This is a genomic window from Mesorhizobium sp. M7A.F.Ca.CA.001.10.2.1, assembly GCF_003998575.1.
GTDB lineage: Bacteria > Pseudomonadota > Alphaproteobacteria > Rhizobiales > Rhizobiaceae > Mesorhizobium.
On the sequence record NZ_RZQY01000006.1, the window covers coordinates 1 to 21,351 of the forward strand.

Sequence of the window (21,351 nt, forward strand, 5' to 3'; positions counted from 1 at the left end):
TGCAGACGGTGCCCTCCCGGTCCGGCGCCCCACCCGACCCGGAGGGACTTGCGGAGAATCAGAGCCGATGCGAACCTCGCCGCAACATGGCTCGCGCGCGTTCTGATTCTCCGCCTCTCTTTGAGATCATCGAGAAGCCCGACTTCTCCTTCGAGACGAAGGCGATGGCGGAGGGCCTGTGGCCGGTTGCCGGGATGGACGAGGCCGGCCGTGGCCCCCTGGCCGGGCCGGTAGTCGCCGCGGCCGTGGTGCTCGATCCCGCCAACATTCCCGACGGCCTCGACGATTCCAAGCGCCTCAGCCATCTGCAGCGTGAAGCCTTGTTCCTGCGAATTCTCGTCTCTGCGCAGGCGGTCTCAATGGCCTCCATCAGTGCCGAGGGTATCGACGGCAGCAACATCCTCAAGGCAAGCCTGGAAGCCATGCGCCGCGCCCTGGTAGGGCTGTCGGTCAGACCGAAGCTCGCCCTTGCCGATGGACGCGACGTGCCGCCTGGCCTGCCTTGTGAAGGGCGCGCGCTGATCAAGGGCGACCAGCGTTCGCAGTCGATCGCCGCCGCCTCGATCGTCGCCAAGGTGATGCGTGATCGCATGATGTGCGGCTGCGGCAACCATCACGACCGTTACGGCTTCGAAGTCCATATGGGCTACGCCACGCTTCGCCATCGCACGGCAATCGAGGCGCATGGCCCGGTGGCGCGGCTGCATCGCGTATCGTTTTCGCCGTTCAGGCTGGGTGGCGCTGAAGTGGTCGAGGAAGAGAGCTTCGTCGGAATGGATAGCTGATCTCCCCCCTCGAGGGGGAGATTATCCCCGCCCACAACAAAAAGCCGCCAGGTTGCCCGGGCGGCTTTCGATGATTGGCTAGCGGGACCCTCTAGTTCAGCTTCGACTTCACGTCCGCAAGCGATGCCTTGAACAGATCGGCACCGGCCTTGGCGTCGATCTTGCCGGCAAGCAGCGCGCGCGCTGCCTCTACGGCGATGTCGACGGCGCTGGCGCGGACTTCGCTGATGGCGTCACGCTCGGCCTGGCCGATCTTCTGCTCGGCAAGCGCGGTGCGCCTGACAACATAGTCCTCGGTCTTCTTGTGCGCTTCGGCGGCAAGCAAGTCGGCTTCGCGCTTGGCGGCGGCGACGATGTCGGCGGCCTCCTGCTCGGCTTCCTTGCGCTTGCGCTGATACTGGCCAAGCAGTTGCTGGGCTTCCTCGCGCAGCCGGCGCGCTTCGTCGAGTTCGTTGCTGATCCTTTCGGCGCGGGCGTCGAGCGCCTTGGCGATCAGGCGAGGCACCTTGATGTAGACGGCAATGCCCAGGAAGATGACCAGGGCAACCGTGGCCCAGAGCGTCGCGAGAGATGTGGCGTCCATGATGCGCTCCTCACCGGGCCACGGATTTGACCGCGGCCGCGATCTCTGCCTTGCTGGCCTTGCCGCCAACCAGGGCTTCGACAATCGCCGAAGCGGTGTCCTCGGCGATGCTGCCGACTTCCTTCATGGCATTGGCCTTGATGGAAGAGATGCGGGCCTCGGCTTCGCCAAGCTTGGCGTCGAGCGCGGCCTCGACCTTCTTGCGAGCGGTGTCGGCCTCGGCCTTAGCCGCGTCGTTGGCCTGCTGGCCGATCGCGTTGGCCTTGGTCTTGGCTTCCGCCAGTTCCTGCTCGTAGGCAGCAACGGCAGCGTCGGCCTCGCCCTTCAACTTGGCCGCCTGATCGAGATCCTGCGTGATGCGATCGTTGCGGACATCGATGATGCCGCCGACGCGCGGCATCACAACCCGCTTCAGGAAGAGATAGAACAGCCCGAAGGTGATCGCCAGCCACAGAAGCTGCGACGGGAACGTCGCCGGATCGAATGGCGGAAACGTGCCATGCGCTTCAGCAGGCACACCGGTGCTGGAATGCGTGTCGCCTTCCGTAGCAGCGTGGCTGGTATCGGCTGATGGCGCGGACTCTTGCGCAAAGGCAGATGTCACGAACATGGACTATCCCCGAAATTCAGGCCCGCCGCTCGCGCGGCCGGCCTGTCCAATCTTCCCGAGTGCTCAGCCGAACAGGGCCAGAAGCGCGATGAGAAGCGAGAAGATGCCCAGAGCTTCGGTCACGGCGAAACCGAAGATCAGGCGGCCGAACTGGCCATCGGCAGCCGACGGGTTGCGCAGTGCGCCCGCGAGGTAGCTGCCGAAGATGTTGCCGAGGCCAATGCCCGCACCACCCATGCCCAGGCAAGCGATGCCGGCGCCGATGTACTTTGCTGCTTCTGCGTCCATTTGTTCAACTCCTTTGGATCTAAAATTCCGTTGCGATTCCATCCGGCGCCAATGTTGGAAATTCTTGGGCCGGAAACTTTTGGACCTAGTGCCCGGGGTGCAGGGCGTCGTTGAGATACATGCAGGTCAACACGGCAAAGACGTAGGCCTGCAGGAAGGCGACCAGCAGTTCCAGTGCCGTCAGCGCCACCGCCATCGCCAGAGGCAGGATCGAGCCGGCGACGCCGACCGCGCCGAGCGCGCTCAGGCTGACCACGAAGCCGGAAAACACTTTCAGCGTGATGTGGCCGGCGAGCATGTTGGCGAACAGACGAACCGAGAGGCTGACCGGGCGCGACACGAAGGAGATCACTTCGATCAGCACCACCAGTGGCAGCAGGAAGACCGGCACGCCATGCGGCACGAACAGTTTCAGGAAGCCGAGACCATGCTTCATGAAGCCGTAGACGACCACGGTTGCGATCACCAGCACGGCAAGGCCGAAGGTGACGATGATGTGGCTGGTGACGGTGAAGAAATACGGGAACAGGCCAAGCAGATTGGCGACGAGCACGAACATGAACAGCGAGAACACGAGAGGGAAGAACTTCATGCCTTGCGTGCCGGCGGCATCGCGCAACATGTTGCCGACGAACTCGTAGGCCATCTCGGAGACCGACTGAAGCCGCCCGGGAACCAGGCTGCGGCTTGACGTCGTGAGAAACAGGAATCCAGCCGCGACGATAACGGTTGCGACCATGAACAGTGCCGAATTGGTGAAAGACAGGTCATAGCCCCCGATGTCGATCGGAATCAGCTTGTTGATATGGAACTGGTGGATCGGATCGACCTTGTCAGCTGCCACGTTCAAACCCCGTCAATGCCGCGTACGGCCTCGTTACCATTACCGCACATGGTGCGCGGTCATTTCTTGTCGTCTTGGCCACGGCGCGATTTATCGCCCTGTCCAAATTCTGCCACAACGCCGGCGGAACGCATCACATTGAGCACTCCGGCGCCAAAACCAAGCAGCAGAAACACGATCAGACCCCATGGCGATGTCCCCGCCAGACGGTCGATGATCCAGCCGATGCCGGCACCCACCACCACCCCGGCGATAAATTCGCTGGAGAGTTTGAGCGCCTGACCGTAACCGGCCACACTGCCCGCTTTCGCGTCGTCTTTCCCCTCGAGCCGGCCCGGCCGCCTTGTCGCAAGCGAAGCTTCAAGGTCACGGCGGCGGCGCTCAAGATCGTCGTCGCGGATGTCGGGCTCATGCTGATTGCCGCGGCCGGTTTTTCCGGTTCCGTCTGGCCCATTCTTGTCGGCCATCGCACCCCCCCTGCCCGGTCAGACCGTCACCGTCCGTCCGCTTCTAAAGTCGCCGGCAACATAGTTAGAGGGTTTGCGCCCGTCAAGCCACGGGCGGAAGTTCATTGCCATGTATTTTAGGCAATAAAATCAATGAATTAGAAAGGTGCGACATCGTGCCCGCCATGATGACGAAGATGCATGGCGCGAATCCCCCGCGCAATGGCCCTTTGATCGGCTGCGCGCCACATCAAAGATCAGCGGCTACTCCGCACTCAGCTCCAGCCGCCGCCATAGGTCCGATAGAAGATATGCAGGCCGATCTTGGTCATCTTCTGCATCGTGCGCGCCCAGCCGGGATGGACATATTGCGCATAGTAGTGGGTCGACGATCCGACCTCCGGGATGAAGATCTTGCCGGCAGTGACGGCCATGGCGATCTCCTTGGCGGTCTTGTAGGCGGCTGGGCTATCGATGCGCTTCTTCCTGCCGTCGCAGGCGAAGGAGAACTGGCAGCGGTTGAACCAGCTGTCGTTCTGGTAGACGACGCCGCAGATCGAATTCGGATAGGTCGGGTTGCGGACGCGGTTGAGGATGACCTGGGCGACGGCGGCCTGGCCGCGCACGGATTCGCTCCTCGCCTCGAAATAGATGCCGTTGGCAAGGCATGCCTGCTCCTTCTGGGAGAAGACACTGGCGGGCAGCGGGTTCTGGATCCACGAATGATCGCCCTTGGCCATCGGCGGAATGAAGCGGCCCTCATTGGGCTGCTCGTCCTGAAGCAGGGCTTCGAAGGGCGATGCCTTGGCATAGTCAGGCTCGGACTGCGCGTAGGCGGTGGCCAGCACGTCCGGATGGTCGTTGTTGACCAGCGCTGCCAGCATGGCCGGCACGCCGGGATCCGGCTTCCTGTCCTCGCGCGCATGGAATGCCGCGGCGATCTGGATTTCCTTGCCTTTGATCTGCGGCTTGGCGAAAGCCATTTTCAGGCCGCTGTCCATGCTGGGCCGCAGCAAGGAGGAGGTGCGCTCGAAGATCGAGCCGGCGTTGAAGTTCTTCGGCGGTGCGACGGGAGACATCTGGACGATGCGCCCTTTCTTCTCGGCGCGCACGACGCGGTCCTCATCGGGCGTGCCGCTGACCTTGCCGCCCTTGCCGCGAAACGACACGTTGCCGACACCGGCCAGGTGGACACCCGATCCGGAGATGGAGCCGGTGACATCAGAATCGACAAAGGGCATCTCGGCCGCATGGGTCGAGCCGGCGACGGATTTCTCGACATAGGAATTCCAGCGGGTGTTCGCTTCGAGGCCGGAGACAAGGCTCGTCATGTCCTGATAGGCGACGATGGTCGGAAAGCCGATCCAGATGCCGAGACCGATGACGAACGGGGGCAGAAAGCCACGTCTTCTCTCACCGGCGGCGGCAACCAGCCGCTTCAACACACGTCGATGCACGGAACACTCTCCAGGAACGCGACAGACCCCACTGGAGAGCAAAATGATGCATTAACCTTGATGGGACGTTAACGGCTTCGATCGGATTGTTCTCAGCCGGCTTCAGGTCGTGGTTCCGAAGTCGGGCGGTTTTGCGGCCGAACTCAGGCCGGACGCAGGAAGATCGGCCGGGCGATCAGCGCGCAGATGGCGGCCGCCAGCCAGACGCCGGACCAAGACCAAAGGTGCAAGAGCCCCGGAATGGCCACCGGCACCAGGAAGAAGCCTACGAAAACAAAGGTGTTGGCAAGGCTGAGCGCGGTCCCGACATGGCTGGCCCCGGCAAGGGTGGCAAGCTCGGTGTAGGCGACGCCGTGCCAGGAAGAGACCGAGATGCCTGCGACAATTAGCACGACTGGAAGGACCGCCAACCAGATGAGCTGGCCGCCCGGAACGGTTGGGCCGAACAGGACCAGCAGCCAAAGCATGGCGAAGGCAAGGGCGCTGAACGCGCTGCACAAGCGAAGAAATTGGCGGCGGTTGCCGTGACGGTCGGTGAAGCGGCCGCTCCAGATGCGCATGACCATGGCGCCGATCTGAACGGCGGCGAGGCTCGCGCCGATTGCCGCCGTTCCCAACCCAACGAAATCGTGCAGGAACACGGAAGCGAAGGGGAGCACGGCCACCTGCGGAAAGCAGAGCAGGCCGATGGCGGTCGCGATACGCCAGACATCGCGATTGCGCAGCGGCGCCGGTCCGGCCACAGCCGAAGCGAGATGGCCCTCGCCCGCCGTCGGCGGCTCGTGCAGCCAGCGCCAGGCGAACAGGGCAGACAGAGCGGATGCGCCCGCCAGCACCCCGAACACCGCGCCAAAGCCGAAAGCCAGCGCAAGCGAGGGCAGCACGAGCGCGCCAAGGCCACCGCCAAGCGGCACCGCCGTCTGCCTGACGCTCATGGCGAAGCCGCGCTCGTTTTCCCGAAACCAGCCCATGATGGCGCGGCCGCTCGAACCGTTGACGCTGCCGCCGAGCAGTCCGGTGATGAGCAGGCTCGCGGAGAGCAGCGTGACGCCGGGAATACCGGACTTTGTCGGCACAACCAGCATCGCCATGACCAGGAGCCACGCCGCCGTCGCGCAGAGCCCGATCAGGAGCACGCGGCGGTCGCCCCAGCGATCGGTGAGCAAACCCCAGGGCAGTTCGCTGAGCGCGACCCCCAGCCCGAGAAGGCCGAGCGCCAGGCCGAGCTCGGCATTGCCCAAATGATAGCCCTGGCGAAGAACGACCGCCGTCGCCGGGATGCCGGAGAACGTAGCCGAGAAGGCGGCATTGGCGGCAACGCCGATGCCCAGAACCTTCCAGCGATGGCCCGGCTTGAAAACCCTCCCGGCGGAACCGGTATCTTCCAGGAGCTTCGGCGACTGCCGATCGGTGCAATTGACGATGGCGGACATGATTTCATTTCCCGTGCTGGCCAGTGGTCCGGCCTTGACGATCTGTCCCTACCGCCATAATTTCATCCTGAAAATCAGGAAGTTTTGAACTTACAATCCTGAAAATCGGGACTTCAGATATGCGACGCGTAACTTTCGACCTCGACGTCCTGCGCAGTTTCGTCACCGGTATGGAGCTGGGCAGCTTTGCCAAGGCGGCTGACCGGCTTGGCCGGTCGACGTCGGCGGTCAGCGCGCAATTGAAGAAACTGGAAGAACAGGCGGCGACGCCGATCTTCCGCAAATCAGGACGCGGCCTCGCTTTGACCGAGGCCGGCGAGACCATGCTCGGCTATGCGCGCCGGCTGATCGAATTGAATGACGAGGCGGCATCCGCCATCCACGATGTCGAGCTGGAAGGCTGGGTACGGCTCGGCTTGCAGGAAGATTTCGGCGAGGCGGTGCTGCCGGACGTGCTCGGCCGATTTGCCCGGGCGCACCCCAAGGTGAAGATCGAAGCCAGGATCGCACGCAGCCACGACCTTGCCGAAAGGGTCATGTCAGGCAGCCTCGACATCGCGCTCGCCTGGCACTGCGGCGAAACGCTGCCCTACAGCCAGCATGTCGCCGATGTGCCGATGCGCTGGATCGGGCCGGCAAAGCGCATCGAGACCAGCCTGCGCGACGGTGAGCCGCTGCCGCTGGTGGCGCTCGAAGCGCCATGCCTTCTGCGCACGGTGGCAACCGAAACGCTCGACCGCGCCGGGCTGTCGTGGCGGATGGCCTTTTCCAGCCCGAGCCTTGGCGGCATCTGGGCAGCGGTGGCGGCGGGGCTGGGGCTGACGATCCGCACCGACATCGGCCTGCCGGCCAGCGTCAGCGCAATGACGCCGGAGATCGCCGGGCTGCCGGCATTGCCCAAAATGGCGTTGGTGCTGCACCAGAAGGATGCTGAACTGGATCCGGTGGCAGCGCGGCTAGCCGACATATTGTTGCAGGCGGCGTTGCAGGCGCTGCCACGGGACGAGCGGTTGAAGGAGGTCGCTTAGACAGCCGGAAAGGTATCCAGTGTCGCGTTCCGTCCCCTCTGTCCTGCGGACATCTCCCCCGCAAGGGGGGAGATTGGATGTCGCGAGTGCTCTCGCGAATCTTCAACGTTGCAAGAAAGGCGCCGTCAGAACGAACTGCTGATCTCCCTCCTTGCGGGGGAGATGGCCGGCAGGCCAGAGGGGGGTGCTGTCCCGCCAACTTTGCGGAGAATTCCCGCGAGCAAAGAGGCTCATTCGAGCCCGACCGCTTATTTGCGCTTGTTGGACCTGCCGGCGAATGGATTGTCCGACGTGCGCAGCGCGATGCGGATCGGCACGCCGGGCATGTCGAAGGCTTCGCGCAGGCTGTTGGAGAGATAGCGGACATAGGATTGCGGCATCGCATCGGGCCGCGAGCACTGGACAACGAAACCCGGCGGCCGGGTCTTGGCCTGGGTGACGTATTTGACCTTCAGCCGGCGCCCGGCCACGGCAGGCGGCGGGTGGTGTGCCAGGATGCCTTCCAGCCAACGGTTGAGCTTGCCGGTCGAGACGCGGCTGTTCCACACCTTGTGCGTCCTGATGACGGCATCCATCAGCTTGTCGAGGCCGCGCCCGGTCTCGCCGGAGACAGGTACGGCCTGGAGGCCGCGCGCCTGGGGAAGAAGCCGTTCCGTCTTCTCTCGCAGTTCGGCCAGAAGTTCCTGGGGATGGTCGATCAGATCCCATTTGTTGAAGGCGATCACCGGCGCCCGGCCTTCCCTGATGATCAGGTCGGCGATCTGCAGATCCTGCTTCTCGAAGGGGATGGTGGCGTCGAGCACGATGATGACGATCTCGGCAAACCGGATGGCGCGCAGACCGTCCTGCACCGACATCACTTCCAGCTTTTCATGAATCCTGGCCTTGCGGCGCATGCCGGCTGTGTCGAACAATTTCAGGCGGCGACCATGCCAATCCCAATCGACCGAGATCGAATCACGGGTAATGCCGGCTTCCGGTCCGGTGAGCAGCCGCTCTTCGCCGATCAGCGCGTTGATCAGCGTCGACTTGCCGGCATTGGGACGGCCGACGACGGCAATGCGCATCGGCTTGGTGTCGTCATAGGTGTGCTCGGCATCCGGATCGGCGATATCCTCGCCGATCAGCACCTCGCCGGCAGCGACGTCTTCGTCTTCGCCATCTTCTTCTTCGCCGAAGGCGCGCGCTTCGCCGAGCGCGCCGATCACGGCGTCGCGCAGGTCAGGCAAGCCCTGGCCATGCTCGGCCGAAACCGGGATCGGCTCGCCAAGGCCGAGTTCCCAGGCCTCCAGCATGCCGCCCTGGGCGCCCTTGGCCTCGGCCTTGTTGGCGACCAGCACGACCGGCTTGCCGGACTTGCGCACGATCTCGGCGAAGGTCCTGTCGTCGGGCAACAGGCCGGACTTGGCGTCGATGGTGAAGAAGATCAGGTCGGCATCCCGGATGGCGATCTCGGTCTGCGCACGCATGCGGCCGGGCAAGGTCGAGGCGCCCGCGTCCTCGAAGCCGGCGGTGTCGATGACGTCGAAATGCAGGTCGTAAAGCTTGGCGGCATGGACGCGACGGTCGCGGGTGACGCCCGGCGTGTCGTCGACGAGCGCCAGCTTCCTTCCCACCAGCCGATTGAAAAGAGTCGATTTGCCGACGTTAGGTCTGCCGATGATGGCGACTTTGAAGGTCACGACGCACTGCCCGACCCGCGGATCAGCTCGGACATCAATGTTGCGCGCTCGCGGGTGTTGCGCGGCGCGCCGTCATCGGCGGCGATCTGGTCGAACAGTTTCAGCGCATCCTGCGTCTTGCCTTCCTTCCAGGCGGAAAGGCCGAGTGCCTCGCGCGCCGTGTGGCGTAGCGTGTTGGTGTCGGATGTCAGCGCCTCGACACGGCTGGAGACGTCGGCAAAGGAACCATGGTCGACGAGCAGCAGTGCTGCCCGCAGCCGCGCCATGTCGCGAATTCCCTGGGGAATGGCCGTATCCGCGGCGACTTCGTCGAAATCCTTGACGGCGGCGGGGACATCGCCCTTGTTCGCTTTGACGGTCGCGCCGCGCATGCGGGCGAGCAGCGGATAGGCGCCGTAGCCATCCTTCTCCAACTGATCGAGCGCAGTCAGCGCCTCATCGTTCTTGCCGTCATTGGCGAGCTTCAGCGCCTGCGAGAACGCATCGCCCGAGCGGTTGGCGCGCGTCTCGTCCCAATAGCGATAGCCGACGAAGGCGGCAGTGCCGAGCACCACGAGGACCGCAACGACAATCAAGGCCGGGCCAAAACGGTCCCACAGCGCCTGTGCCTGCTCGCGACGGATCTCGTCGTTGACTTCACGGATAAAACTGTCGTCGGACATCAATCAAACCATTCCTGCCCGGTCGGGCCCTTTGTCAGCCCGCGTTTTAGCGAAATTTTGCCGGCATGGAAGGGGTTCAACCGGAAAATCGCCTATTGTCCGGGGCAAACGGATGTTTGCCCCGGACAGGCAGCCGAAAAGACCAATCGCACCCACGCCACATTTAGGCGATAGCCGGCTTGCAGACATTCCCCGAGTGAAGATCAGATTGCCTATGCTTCGTCCGTTCCGCGTTGTTGCGTTTTCGCTTGCGGCACTCGCCGCTGCCGGTGGGGCTTTGGCCGATCCACCGGCGCCGGCAAAGCCGAAACAGGTCGTCATCATCTCGTTCGACAGTGCCCGCGACATTTCGCAGTGGAAACGCAGCCGGGCACTGGCTGAGCGCACCGGCGCGCACTTCACCTATTTTCTCTCCTGCGTCTTCCTGCTGTCAACGGAGACACGCAAGGAATACACCGCACCGGGCAAAGGCGCCGGCAAATCCAACATCGGCTTTGCCGCCTCGAAGCAGGAAGTCACCGAGCGACTCGAACAGATCGGCCTTGCCGCGCATGAAGGCCACGATATCGCCAGCCATGGCTGTGGCCATTTCGACGGCAAGGACTGGAGCAAGGCCGACTGGCTGAAAGAGTTCAGTTCGTTCGAGCACATTCTCGAGAACGCCTATGCGATCAACGGCATTGCACCCGAACCACAGGGCTGGCGCGATTTCGCGCGGCATGCGGTGGTCGGCTTTCGCGCGCCGTATCTGTCGACCGGCAAGGCGCTCTATGAAGCGCTGCCGGCGGCCGGATATCAATTCGATGCCAGCGGCGTCTCGCAAGGCCCTGCCCGACCGACGGCCAGCAACGGCATCGTGCACTTTTCGCTGCCGCAGATTCCGGAAGGACCGAAGTCACGGCCGGTGATCGCCATGGACTACAATCTCTATGTCAGGCATTCCGGCGGCTTCGAGCGGCCAAGCCAGGCGGACGAGTTCGCCAACCGGACCTATGCTGCCTTTCGCGCCGCCTTCGACAAGCAGTATGCCGGCAAGCGCATTCCGCTTGAGCTCGGCTTCCACTTCGCGCTGATGAATGACGGCGCCTACTGGAACGCGCTGGAGCGCTTTGCCGGCGACGTCTGCGTCAAAGCCGATGTCGAATGCATCAGTTTTCGCGATTATGTTTCGCGACAGGACGCTGGCCAAAGGCAGGTCTCGGTCGGCGGCTGAGCCGCCAACCCGGTTCGATTTCCAAAGCCTCGGTTTTTAGGCTGGGTCCTCGGCGCTCTGTCTTGCCAGATAGCGCTGGTCGATTTCAGGCAATGGCTCGCCTTGCAGCGTCGCTTCGAAGGCACGCAGGCGCTTGTGGACAGATTGCAGCTCGACGATGGTCGACCAGGAGGAGAGCAGAAACTGCAGCGACCCCGTCACCTTGCCGAATGCGTTCGAAATCTGGTTCAGCGCGCCGAACGTTATCTTGTGCGCCACCAGTGAGGGACCAAGGATCAGCAGCGAGAAAATGTTGTCGGCCTGCAGGTAGGTGTAACGGACGACGTTGAAATAGATGTAGTGGAAATACAGCCTGAAATAATTGTGACGAACATTCTCGAACAGCTCGGCGGTGGTGGCCGGCTGGGCGCGGTCCGCATGATCCTCGCCGTAGACGAGTTCCTTGCGGTAGGCGGCTTCGACACGCTGGTTGCGGAACTGCAGCCCTGGAAGTTTCAGACCGGCAACCATGACCGAGATCGTCCCGAACAGACACCAGGCAAGGGCCGCGACAACCAATGGCTGCGGGATCGCGCCGATAATCGGCAACTCAGTGATATGGGCCTGCAACTGGATCATGACCGGCAGGAATGCGATCAATGTCATGATCGACTGGACGAAGCTGGAGCCGAGGTCTTCCATGATCTGCGAGAACCGCATCGTGTCTTCCTGGATACGCTGCGAGGCACCCTCGATATGGCGTAGCCTGCTCCAATTCTCGACGAAATAATTGTTCATCGCCGTGCGCCAGCGGAAAATCCAGTGGCTGACGATGAAGGCATTGACCACCTGCACATTCATGCCGACCAGCGCGAGCCACGAAAAATCCGCCAATCCGATATAAAATTCGCTGTTGGTCGACTTTCCAGTCCCCGACATCAGTCCCTGCACATAGTCGAAGAATGGTCCGTACCAGGCGTTGACGGCGACACTGACCTGCACATTGAAATAGATGAAGAACAGGATGACCGCGGTCATCAGGATCGACCAGCGCTGCCACGGATGCGGCGAATACCAGCTCCAGAATGCGTAGAAGACGGCCACGCAGAACACGAAATAGAGATAAAACCATAGAAACGGCGGCGACATGAGGATCGCGATGCCGATGATGGGCGGCGCACCGGCCACTGCGGGCGGCAATCCGAAAACCGCCCCCAATTGTTCACCACCGAAAAACCAGAACAGGATTGCCGCAAGGCTCCAGAGGGCGGCCGAAGAGAAGAAGAGCTTCGGCTGCGGGAAAAAGGATACGAACACTGTGGCGAATTCCTCGATCTAGGCGCAAATCAGCTGACGGCAGCGGGCATAAAGTCACACATTAGTAGGAAAGAAAATGCCTGTGCCCGATGCCCGGCACAGCAAGCCCACAATCATGGCGATTTTGGCGCAGCCGACCATGTGATGGCGCCGGAGACGACCAGCACGATTGCGGCGGTGATCGAGGCGAGGAAGAAATCGCCGGACATTTGCGCCAGAAATCCGGCCGCGACCGGCCCGATGATCTGGCCAAGGCCGAACGCAGCCGTCATCAGGGCAAAGATCCGGCGCGGCGCGCTTGGCGCCTGCTGCCGGGCGGCCTGCAGGCCAAAGGCGGTGATGGCAATGAAGGTGCCGCCGAGCAGCACGCCGGCAAGCAGCGGCCCGGTGGCGCCGCCGATGGCGACGCTGGCGGTGACGCCGGCAACTTCGATGAAGCACGCCAGCGCATAGGCGGCATAGAGGCCGGTCCGCGCCGCGATCTTCTGCCAGAACCAGACCGAGGGAAAGCCCGCAAGACCGGCGACCATCCACACAATGGCCTCGAAGACGCGGCTGCCGCCGCCTTGCCGGACGATGGCGACCAGGAATGTCGCCGTCACCACATAGCCAAAGCCGAACAGGCCGTAGGCGATGATGACCTTGACCAACGACCGGTCCATCCGCAGTGCCGGCTCGCGGGGGACTTCGCCGTTGCCGAGCGGACCCTCATTGACCAACAGAGCCACGAGGACGAAACCGCAGGCCGAAATCGCCGCCGACCATAGCCAGCCTGCCGCCCAGCCCGAATGCTCGGCGACCAGCACCGCCATCATCGCCGCCGATGCCGCTATGCCGAGCCCGACGCCGCCGAAATGCCAGGCCTGCAGGTCGTTGCGACCGGCAGCCGCGATATGGCTGAACACGATGCTGGCCATGAACACCATGACGAAGGCGCTGGCCAGACCGGCCAGAAAGCGGATGGCGAGAAAGGCCGCCATCGCTTCGGTCAGCCCCATCAGCGCGGCAAGGACCGCACTGGCGCCAAGCCCCGCCAGCATCAGCAGGCGCTCGCGCCCATGCGCCCAGCCGCCCGCCGCCGCCAACGCGCCGACGAGATAGCCGAGATAGTTGGCCGAGGCGATCCAGCCGGCATCGGCCGGCGACAGATGCAGTTCCTGCATCATGCCGGGCAGGATCGGCGTGTAGACGAAACGGCCGATGCCCATGGCAATCGCCATGGCAATCATGCCGGCGAAGGCGAAACGCAGCGCTGTCGAGGTGGCCGATGTCATTGCACTGCACAATAAGTGCAGGGATCGCTGAAACAATCGCCATCTGTTGGGCCAGTGCGTGCGCGGGACGCGGTGCTCGCCTCGACTTTCCCCAAGCCGAACGCTTCGCGCCTGCTCAGCAGCGACCGCCGGCGCGTAGCGGAGCCGTTTCGTGCACTGTCCGCCGTGCCGTCAGCCTGAACGGCACATCGCCCAGTTCGCGCTCCGACATGGTGTTCAGCACCGGATGCGAAAGCGGATCGATCAGCCATCTCTGCGCCTCGCCGTCCGGGCGCGGCTCATACGGCCTGCTCGCAGTGAAAAAGACCTTCAGCGACGACGACAAAATCCCTAACATTTCCGGCTCCACAGGTCTGTCTCTCCCGACAAAATCTGCCGTTTCGATATGCCTATCAATTGAGATTTCAGCCGGATCAGTTTAGAAAAACTCAATGGCCATGCTCAACCGCGTCCATCTCAACGGCCTCCGCGCCGTCGAAACCGTTGCCCGTCTCGGATCGCTGGCGGCGGCGGCCGGTGAGCTCAACGTTTCCGTCAGCGCCGTCAGCCAGCAGATCAGCCGTACCGAAAAACAGCTCGGCCAGGCGCTGTTCGAGCGAACGGCGAGCGGTCTGGTGCTGACCGAATTCGGCGCCGTCTTCGCGGCCCGCCTCGGTGCTGGATTTCGTGAGCTTTCCCAGGCCGTGGCCCTGGCCGACGAGGCTACGCAATGCACATTGGTGGTTTCGGTGGCGCCGGCCTTTGCCTCGAAGTGGCTGTTGCCCAGACTATCTCGCCACTTCGACCGGCATCCCAAAGTGCTGCTGCGCATCGACGCTTCGGTGCGGCTGGCCAATCTCGATCACTCGGACATCGACATCGCCATCCGGCTCGGCGACGGCAAATGGCCGGGCGGACGCACGGAACTGCTCTTGGCGCAGGAAGTCTTCCCGGTCTGCGCGCCGGCGATCGCCCAAAAACTGAAGTCGATCGAGGATCTTGCCCAGACCTGCGCGATCACCGACGAGCGGGCAATGATCAACTGGGAAAGCTGGTTCGAGACAGCAGGCGTTCCGCCTGTCACCTTCCTCAAGGGTGCGCGTTTCACCGACCCGATGCTGTGCCTGGAATCGGCGATTGCCGGCCATGGCGTGATGCTGGGCTGGCAATTGCTTGCCGCGGATGCGCTGACCGACGGGCGGCTGGTGGCGCCTTTCGGAATCCGCGCCCAGAGCGGGCTCGGCTATTGGCTGGTGACCTCGTCCGTCAAGGCGGAAAGCCGCAAGGTCCGTGATTTCAAGGTCTGGATCAGGGAAGAGATCGAGGCAACCATGGCGCGGTTCGGGTCCGTAAACCCAGAACCCGCCGGCGCGATCGCGGTGGAAAGGACGGAGGCACCGAGCTATGTAGAGTCGGACATCAAACTACGACAGGCAGGATCATGACCACACATTCGCGCGGCGTTTCCGCATCGATCGACCCGGTGAAGCTCGACAGGCTGGCGGAAGTCGCCATCAAGGTCGGACTGCAATTGCAGCCGGGGCAGGATCTGGTGCTGACTTCGTCGATCGCGGCACTGCCGTTGACCAGGCGGATCGTCGAGCACGCCTACAAGGCCGGCGCCGGGCTGGTGACGCCGATCTTCAACGACGACGAGATGACGCTGGCCCGCTACCGCTTCGGCGCCGATGCGAGCTTCGACCGCGCCGCCGGCTGGCTCTATGAAGGCATGGCGAACGCCTTTTCCAACAATGCGGCCAGGCTTGCCGTGCGCGGCGAGGATCCATCGCTGTTGTCGGCTCAGGATCCGGCGAAAGTGGCGCGCGCCAACAAGGCGAATTCGATGGCCTACCAGCCGGCGCTGGAAAAGATCACCGGCTTCGACATCAACTGGAACATCGTGGCCTATCCGGACCTCGCCTGGGCCAGGCAGGTTTTTCCTGACGATGCCGACGATGTCGCGGTCGTGAAGCTCGCCGACGCCATCTTCGCCGCGTCGCGGGTCGATGTGGAGGACCCCATCGGCAATTGGAAGGCGCACAACGCGGCGCTGCGCAGCCGCACCGAATGGCTCAACGGCCATGATTTCCATGCGCTGCACTTTGCCGGACCCGGCACCGACCTGACGGTTGGACTGGCGGACGGCCATGAATGGATGGGCGGCGCCTCGACCGCCAAGAACGGCATCACCTGCAACCCCAACATCCCGACCGAGGAAGTCTTCACCACGCCGCATGCAAGGCGGGTCGAGGGTCATGTCTCCTCGACCAAGCCGCTGTCCTACCAGGGCACGCTGATCGACGACATTTCGGTGCGTTTCGAAGAAGGCAGGATTGTCGAGGCCAAGGCATCGAAGGGCGAGGATGTGCTGAAGAAGGTGCTCGATACAGATGAGGGCGCGCGCCGCCTCGGCGAAGTAGCGCTGGTGCCGCATTCCTCGCCGATCTCGGCAAGCGGGCTGTTGTTCTTCAACACGCTGTTCGACGAGAACGCCGCCTGCCATATCGCGCTCGGCCAGTGCTATTCGAAGTGCTTCGTCGACGGCGCCTCGCTCAGCCAGGACGAGATCGCGGCGCGCGGCGGCAACAAGAGCTTCATCCACATCGACTGGATGATCGGTTCGGACAAGATCGACATCGATGGTGTCCACAAGGACGGCGCCCGCGTGCCCGTCATGCGCAAGGGTGAATGGGCTTGACCGTACGGAGGGTGCGATGGCCTTCGACCTGGCGGTCAAGCGTATCTACGAGCCACCCGCGCCCGATGACGGGCAGCGGGTTCTGGTCGACCGCATCTGGCCGCGCGGTGTCAGCAAGGAAGACGCTGCGCTGACGCTGTGGTTGAAGGACATCGCACCGAGCGACGACCTGCGAAAGTGGTTCGGCCATGCGCCGGCGCGCTGGCCGGAGTTTCAGGAGCGGTATCGTGCTGAGCTGGACGGGAACGGCGAGGCGGTGAGTGAATTGCGAGGCTTGATCAGCCACGGCAAGGTGACGCTGCTCTATGGCGCGCATGATGAAGCGCATAACAATGCGGTGGCGCTGGCGGGGTATCTCAGCGCAAGCGCTCACAATTAGCCATCGTTAGCCAGACCTTCGTCATCCTCGGGCTTGACCCGAGGATCCATGCCGCGACCTCAGTCGAAAGGCGCAGCGGAGCAGAATCTGCACCGTTGCAACACGGATAGATCACGGCATGGATCCTATGGTCTGCGCTGCGTCGCTCCGCTCCTTGCTTCGCCATAGGATGACGAAGTGAGGTGTATGCGCTGCCCTACTTCACCACCGCCTCATAAACATCAGCCTTGAACCCCACCAGAATCCGATCCCCAACCTCCAGCACCGGTCGCTTGATCACGGTCGGCTTGGCCAGCATCAGCGCCTTGGCCTTCTTTTCGTCGAGGCTCTGCTTGTCGTTGTCCGGCAGTTCGCGAAACGTGGTGCTACCCTTGTTGAGCAGCTTTTCCCAGCCGACCTTGCCCGCCCAGCCATCCAGCCGCTTCGCGTCCAGTCCCTCTGCCCTGAAATCGTGAAACCTGTAGGCCACGTCATGGCCTTCCAGCCAGAGGCGCGCCTTCCTGACCGTGTCGCAGGTGGTGATGCCGTACATGATGATCGTCAAAACAGTGGCCCTTCCGATTTCGAATCTGACCGCAGATTAAGGACGCTCTGCGCGCTTTGCCAGCGCTCCCCGGCATGCCTTCGGTTTTGCCCTTGCCAACACTAAGGAATTTCCCTAAGTATTTTGACAGCGCCTCAGGACCAACCAATGACAAGCCTTCAGACCACAACTCCGAGCCCTCCGCCGATCGACGGCATCTTTCGCGCACTGTCCGATCCGACGCGGCGACGCGTGGTGGAGCGGCTGAACCGCAGCCCTGCCTCGGTCAGCGAGCTTGCCCAACCGTTCGACATGGCCCTGCCCTCCTTCATCGAACATCTCAAAATCCTCGAAGGTTGCGGGCTGGTGCGCTCGCAAAAGACCGGCCGGGTCAGGACCTATCAACTGGCGCCCGAGCCGCTGAAGCTTGCCGAAAACTGGCTGGCCGAACAGCGCACGCTGTGGGAGCGCCGCCTCGACCAGTTCGACGCCTATGTGATGACCCTCAAGGAGACAGAAAAATGATCTATCCCCTCAAGCCGGATCCCAGACTGGACCTCGTGCTGGAGCGCGTCATCGATGCGCCGCGCGAATTGCTGTGGCGCGCCTTGACGACGCCGGAGCACGTCAAGCAATGGTTCACGCCGAAGCCTTGGATGATCACCGACTGCGAGATAGACCTCAGGCCGGGCGGGCTGTTCCGCACGCGCATGCAGTCGCCCGACGGAACCGAGGTCAACGACCGCCATTGCTGCTATCTCGAAATCGTGCCGAACGAGCGGCTGGTGTGGACGGATGCATTGTTGCCGGGTTACCGGCCGTCAGGGGAACCCTTCATCACCGCTGTTATCTCCTTGCAGCCGGACGGCAAGGGCACGCGCTACACCGCCACCGCCATCCATCGCGACGAGGCGACCCGCAACAACCATGAGGAGATGGGTTTCTTCAACGGCTGGGGCACGGTGGCCGATCAGCTTGGGCAGTACGTGAAGACGATCTGATCTTCCCACATGACGGCCAGGACGTTGTCTTGGCCGTCATGCTTGTTTTCAACCCGGGAGCGAAGAGAGCAGTCTCCCGGTGGCATTTCCGCCTCAATAATAGAAGCGCTCTTCGGTGATCTTGCCGTTCTTGACTGTGTAGAGGCCAACTTCATCCATGGTGACGCGCTCGCCGGTGGCCTTGGGCGTGATGTCGAACTTGAAGCGCACCGCGAACTGGTCTCCGTTGACATAGGGGCCCTCGACCGAGCCGCCATGCACTTCGTTGTTCTCCTGCCACCACTGGCCCTTCTGCTTGAGAGCCTCCTTGCCATGGGAGATGGCCATCGGCCCCGCCATGGCTTCGAGACTGACGATATCATCGGCATTGTACTTCTCGGCAGCAGCTTCGTTATCGCCCTGCTTGAGCAGTTCGGTGAAATCTTTGGCAATTTCCGCGATGGTCATTTGTGTTCCTCCTGTCAGACGCACTGCAAATGGGGAACAGCTTGCTGGCCTGCCACCATTGCCGGCACTACAGCTGACAAGCCGTGTCAGGACGATTGATATAGCGGCTGTATGACGACGATTTCTCACATGCCGGCTAGGGAATCGTCCTGACCGGTCAATTGCCAGGTCGCCGGACATTTGTATTCACCCTGGTGGCTACGGATCAGCGAAAAACTCCGCACTGTCCAGGATATCGGCTCAACGATCCGTTCCCGCACTTTTGGAACGCCCCTCCTGTCGCGAAGCAGCGTGACATGTGGCTCCAGCGAGGTCGTGATGAATGGCTTTAGCGGGCTGTCGTCAATTACGGCAGAGAGCTTGCGCCAGAAGGCTTGCAAAGTCGGCGAATGGTCGCTGCTGCGAAGCACCAGCGCCCCGCCGCCGAAAGCCGACAGGCGGTCGAAGCAAACATCGAATGGTGTGGCTTGCATCAGCAAGCCGACATGGCGGGCGATCTCCACCACACGCTTCTGTTTGCCGTCGCCAAGGCCGATCAGGGATATGTGCATTTGATCGGTTGGCGTCAGCCATCCCCGCAATCTCAGTTCCTGATTGTAGTGCTCAGCCCTGCGCCGCAGCATGGCATTGACCGGGTCTTCAACGAGAAATCCGTAAAACAGATGCGGCTCCCGGATCGGGCTCTGTCCTTCAAATCGGAAAAAGGTCTGACCGTTCTTCGCGGTTCCGTATGAAAATTGCCCACTCACAACCGATCTCGTCCGGCAGATTGTATCAAGCCGAGAAGCTTAGAACAAAAAGGGAACGAATCAAGTGAAAACAAAACCGGCGCTAATGGTTTCCGCATCAGCGCCCGCAAGCTTAACGGCGGAGCAAGCATTTTCGAGCAGGGGCCGAACCCTACGATCCGTAGCCGATGATGCCCTGACCTCCCGAAAATCGTGGATCGACCAGTCGACATACCCCCGGCCGTTGACCGACGGCTTGTAGCCACCGCGCGGCGTGTGCTCCGGTTATTTAACGTCGACAAAATTAGCTTGGTAGCACCGGGCAGTTGGCACCACGGCGCAGGCTGATATGCGCCACGTCTCCGACGCTGAATTGGGAACCCTCGGCCTGGCGCGGCGCATCGATGACAACAGGCGCGCCCTGCCCGAGTTCGGCATGAAGGCGCAGCGTGCGACCGTGAAAGACGACGCTGTTGACGCGCGCCGGCGCGGTGCCGGGCGCGGCCTCGGTCATCGCCAGCAAATCCTCCGGACGCACGCCGATGGTGCGGGTGGCGCCCTCGGCAGGTGCCTCGCTAGTTTCAGAAATAGCCTCCAGCGGCAGGGCGCCGGCGGCGAAGCGCAGGCGATCGCCGTCTCGGCCGACGAAGCGCGATTGCAGGAGATTCATGGTGCCGATGAAGCTCGCCACAAACTTCGTGGCGGGCCGGTCGTAAAGGGTGGCCGGCGGCGCGATCTGCTCGATGCGGCCCTTGTTCATGACGACGATGCGGTCGGAGATCGACAGCGCTTCGGTCTGGTCGTGGGTGACCATGACGAAGGTGGTGCCGAGCCGCGACTGCAGCCGCTTCAGTTCAACCTGCATCTGTTCGCGCAGATGCGCATCGAGCGCCGACAGCGGCTCGTCGAGCAGCAGCACGCGTGGTTCGCAGACGATGGCACGCGCCAGCGCGACGCGCTGGCGCTGGCCGCCCGACAGTTCGGAGACGCGGGCGCCAAGCTTGTCGGCGAGACCGACCATGTCGAGGGCTTCGCCGGTTCGCTTTGCCTGTTCGGCTCCAGACAGTTTGCGCAGTGACAGACCGAAGCCGACATTTTCGGCGACATTCATGTGCGGGAACAGCGCATAATCCTGGAACACGGTGTTGACCGGCCGGTCGAAGGGCCGAAGGGCCGTGATATCGCGACCATCGAGCAACACCTTGCCGCTCGACGGGCTTTCGAAACCGGCGATGACGCGCAGGCTGGTGGTCTTGCCGCAACCCGACGGCCCGAGCAGCGTGACAAACTCGCCGCTGATAATGTCGAGGTCGACGGCGTCGAGCCCGACGATGCCGCCAGGAAAAATCTTCGAGACCGCCTGCAGCCGCACGAGTGGATCAGGCGCCATCGCGAACCTCGGACGGCTTCGTGGTGTTGACCCAGAGGATCTGGCAACGCTCGGTGCCCGGATTGCGGAAGGCATGCAAAAGCGTGCTCTTGAACGCAAAACTGTCGCCGGCCTTCAGCACGTAATTTGTCGAATCCACCACCAGTTCGACCTCGCCGGCCAGCACGAAGCCGAATTCATGGCCGGCATGGGCATAGGCCTCGGCCGTGCCGCCGCTGGCTTCCACCGTCACCAGCATGCCGGTCAGCGTCGCGCCCGGGGGTGACAGCAGCGCCTTGGCAATGCCTTCCGACTTCACCGGGATCTGCCGCCGCTTGTCGGCGCGCACGCAATAGAGATCGTTGGCCGCATCGTTGCCGTCGGCGATCAGCGCCGACGGCTCGATGTCGAGGGCGGCGGCGAGCGGCCAGATCACCTTGACGCGCAGCGAGGACATGCCGCGCTCGATCTGGCTGAGCGCCCCGATCGACACACCAGCTTTTGCCGCAAGATCGGCCAGCGACAGATTGCGCTCCAGCCGCAGCGCCCGCACGCGCCGGCCGACCCGCACATCGGCATCGTCCTTCGGCTTCTCAGCCGGTTCGTCCAGCATGTCCATTTGTTAG

General features: G+C 62.8%; 25 protein-coding genes. 8 read left to right on the top strand and 17 right to left on the bottom strand.

The annotated features are described in order from the left end of the window. Positions 1–86: 86 nt before the first annotated feature. On the top strand, positions 87–785 hold the full coding sequence (locus EN964_RS00770) for a ribonuclease HII (RefSeq protein ID WP_127276111.1): 699 nt from the start codon (positions 87–89) through the stop codon (positions 783–785). Positions 786–876: 91 nt separating this feature from the next. Here the strand turns inward: EN964_RS00770 and EN964_RS00775 are convergent, their stop codons facing one another. The 7 genes from EN964_RS00775 to EN964_RS00805 all read right to left on the bottom strand — a co-directional run bounded on the left by EN964_RS00775 (position 877) and on the right by EN964_RS00805 (position 6,446). Then, entirely contained in the window at positions 877–1,368 is a 492-nt protein-coding gene (locus EN964_RS00775) for a F0F1 ATP synthase subunit B (RefSeq protein ID WP_127270951.1), read from the bottom strand. 10 nt (positions 1,369–1,378) lie between these two features. Beyond that, positions 1,379–1,978 (bottom strand): F0F1 ATP synthase subunit B, encoded by a 600-nt coding sequence (locus EN964_RS00780; RefSeq protein ID WP_127272329.1) that lies wholly within the window; start codon positions 1,976–1,978, stop codon positions 1,379–1,381. 63 nt (positions 1,979–2,041) lie between these two features. Continuing rightward, positions 2,042–2,266 (bottom strand): F0F1 ATP synthase subunit C, encoded by a 225-nt coding sequence (locus EN964_RS00785; RefSeq protein WP_006206606.1) that lies wholly within the window; start codon positions 2,264–2,266, stop codon positions 2,042–2,044. Between the two features lie 85 nt (positions 2,267–2,351). Further along, the gene (locus tag EN964_RS00790) at positions 2,352–3,110 is read right to left on the bottom strand and encodes a F0F1 ATP synthase subunit A (RefSeq protein ID WP_013532843.1); all 759 of its coding nucleotides are present in this window, start codon (positions 3,108–3,110) and stop codon (positions 2,352–2,354) included. A gap of 59 nt (positions 3,111–3,169) precedes the next feature. Then, positions 3,170–3,577, bottom strand: coding sequence for an AtpZ/AtpI family protein (locus EN964_RS00795; protein WP_127272330.1), 408 nt, complete (start codon positions 3,575–3,577; stop codon positions 3,170–3,172). A 254-nt stretch (positions 3,578–3,831) separates the two neighbouring features. Next, positions 3,832–5,013: a cell wall hydrolase gene (locus EN964_RS00800; protein ID WP_127270764.1), complete on the bottom strand. Its 1,182-nt coding sequence runs from the start codon at positions 5,011–5,013 to the stop codon at positions 3,832–3,834. A gap of 143 nt (positions 5,014–5,156) precedes the next feature. Beyond that, the gene (locus tag EN964_RS00805; RefSeq protein ID WP_127276113.1) at positions 5,157–6,446 is read right to left on the bottom strand and encodes an MFS transporter; all 1,290 of its coding nucleotides are present in this window, start codon (positions 6,444–6,446) and stop codon (positions 5,157–5,159) included. Positions 6,447–6,565: 119 nt separating this feature from the next. Here EN964_RS00805 and EN964_RS00810 point away from each other — a divergent pair, with 119 nt between their 5' ends. After that, entirely contained in the window at positions 6,566–7,474 is a 909-nt protein-coding gene (locus EN964_RS00810; RefSeq protein ID WP_027036003.1) for a LysR substrate-binding domain-containing protein, read from the top strand. Positions 7,475–7,722: 248 nt separating this feature from the next. On the opposite strand, the gene der is transcribed toward EN964_RS00810, so the two are convergent. Together der and EN964_RS00820 are read right to left on the bottom strand one after the other, a co-directional pair. After that, positions 7,723–9,156 carry a ribosome biogenesis GTPase Der gene (der, locus tag EN964_RS00815; RefSeq protein WP_127272331.1) on the bottom strand — a complete coding sequence of 478 codons (1,434 nt, stop codon included), beginning with the start codon at positions 9,154–9,156 and terminating at the stop codon, positions 7,723–7,725. After that, positions 9,153–9,818, bottom strand: a complete 666-nt coding sequence (locus tag EN964_RS00820; protein ID WP_127272332.1) for a tetratricopeptide repeat protein — start codon at positions 9,816–9,818, stop codon at positions 9,153–9,155. Before EN964_RS00820 ends, der begins: the two co-directional genes overlap by 4 nt. 214 nt (positions 9,819–10,032) lie before the next feature. Between EN964_RS00820 and EN964_RS00825 the strand changes: the two genes are divergently transcribed. Further along, positions 10,033–11,031: a polysaccharide deacetylase gene (locus EN964_RS00825; RefSeq protein ID WP_127273545.1), complete on the top strand. Its 999-nt coding sequence runs from the start codon at positions 10,033–10,035 to the stop codon at positions 11,029–11,031. Between the two features lie 36 nt (positions 11,032–11,067). On the opposite strand, the gene sbmA is transcribed toward EN964_RS00825, so the two are convergent. The 3 genes from sbmA to EN964_RS00840 all read right to left on the bottom strand — a co-directional run bounded on the left by sbmA (position 11,068) and on the right by EN964_RS00840 (position 13,938). Further along, complete coding sequence (gene sbmA, locus EN964_RS00830; protein WP_127271341.1) at positions 11,068–12,327, bottom strand: peptide antibiotic transporter SbmA; 1,260 nt, start codon at positions 12,325–12,327, stop codon at positions 11,068–11,070. A gap of 113 nt (positions 12,328–12,440) precedes the next feature. Continuing rightward, on the bottom strand, positions 12,441–13,601 hold the full coding sequence (locus tag EN964_RS00835; RefSeq protein WP_127272628.1) for a YbfB/YjiJ family MFS transporter: 1,161 nt from the start codon (positions 13,599–13,601) through the stop codon (positions 12,441–12,443). Positions 13,602–13,716: 115 nt separating this feature from the next. After that, the gene (locus EN964_RS00840) at positions 13,717–13,938 is read right to left on the bottom strand and encodes a hypothetical protein (RefSeq protein WP_127271618.1); all 222 of its coding nucleotides are present in this window, start codon (positions 13,936–13,938) and stop codon (positions 13,717–13,719) included. 94 nt (positions 13,939–14,032) lie between these two features. Here EN964_RS00840 and EN964_RS00845 point away from each other — a divergent pair, with 94 nt between their 5' ends. The 3 genes from EN964_RS00845 to EN964_RS00855 are packed head-to-tail and all read left to right on the top strand — an operon-like array spanning position 14,033 to position 16,657. After that, complete coding sequence (locus EN964_RS00845; protein ID WP_127271620.1) at positions 14,033–15,025, top strand: LysR substrate-binding domain-containing protein; 993 nt, start codon at positions 14,033–14,035, stop codon at positions 15,023–15,025. After that, complete coding sequence (locus EN964_RS00850) at positions 15,022–16,278, top strand: aminopeptidase (protein ID WP_127272629.1); 1,257 nt, start codon at positions 15,022–15,024, stop codon at positions 16,276–16,278. The genes EN964_RS00845 and EN964_RS00850 overlap by 4 nt, the downstream gene beginning before the upstream one ends. Positions 16,279–16,294: 16 nt before the next feature. After that, positions 16,295–16,657 carry a DUF488 domain-containing protein gene (locus EN964_RS00855; protein WP_127270292.1) on the top strand — a complete coding sequence of 121 codons (363 nt, stop codon included), beginning with the start codon at positions 16,295–16,297 and terminating at the stop codon, positions 16,655–16,657. 196 nt (positions 16,658–16,853) lie between these two features. On the opposite strand, the gene EN964_RS00860 is transcribed toward EN964_RS00855, so the two are convergent. Further along, a complete protein-coding gene (locus EN964_RS00860; RefSeq protein WP_127270294.1) occupies positions 16,854–17,201 on the bottom strand; it encodes an ArsC family reductase in 348 nt (115 codons plus the stop codon). Positions 17,202–17,348: 147 nt separating this feature from the next. On the opposite strand from EN964_RS00860, the gene EN964_RS00865 reads away from it, so the two are divergent. Both EN964_RS00865 and EN964_RS00870 read left to right on the top strand, forming a co-directional pair. Beyond that, entirely contained in the window at positions 17,349–17,705 is a 357-nt protein-coding gene (locus tag EN964_RS00865; protein WP_127270295.1) for a helix-turn-helix transcriptional regulator, read from the top strand. After that, a complete protein-coding gene (locus EN964_RS00870; RefSeq protein WP_127270213.1) occupies positions 17,702–18,181 on the top strand; it encodes an SRPBCC family protein in 480 nt (159 codons plus the stop codon). The genes EN964_RS00865 and EN964_RS00870 overlap by 4 nt, the downstream gene beginning before the upstream one ends. 93 nt (positions 18,182–18,274) lie before the next feature. Here EN964_RS00870 and EN964_RS00875 read toward each other — a convergent pair whose 3' ends face one another. The 4 genes from EN964_RS00875 to EN964_RS00890 form a co-directional block, all read right to left on the bottom strand. Beyond that, complete coding sequence (locus EN964_RS00875; RefSeq protein ID WP_127270215.1) at positions 18,275–18,628, bottom strand: nuclear transport factor 2 family protein; 354 nt, start codon at positions 18,626–18,628, stop codon at positions 18,275–18,277. Between the two features lie 125 nt (positions 18,629–18,753). Beyond that, the gene (locus tag EN964_RS00880; RefSeq protein WP_127270218.1) at positions 18,754–19,377 is read right to left on the bottom strand and encodes a 2'-5' RNA ligase family protein; all 624 of its coding nucleotides are present in this window, start codon (positions 19,375–19,377) and stop codon (positions 18,754–18,756) included. 283 nt (positions 19,378–19,660) lie between these two features. Further along, positions 19,661–20,746 carry an ABC transporter ATP-binding protein gene (locus EN964_RS00885; protein WP_127270221.1) on the bottom strand — a complete coding sequence of 362 codons (1,086 nt, stop codon included), beginning with the start codon at positions 20,744–20,746 and terminating at the stop codon, positions 19,661–19,663. Beyond that, positions 20,736–21,344: a cupin domain-containing protein gene (locus EN964_RS00890; RefSeq protein ID WP_127270224.1), complete on the bottom strand. Its 609-nt coding sequence runs from the start codon at positions 21,342–21,344 to the stop codon at positions 20,736–20,738. The genes EN964_RS00885 and EN964_RS00890 overlap by 11 nt, the downstream gene beginning before the upstream one ends. Positions 21,345–21,351 lie beyond the last annotated feature (7 nt).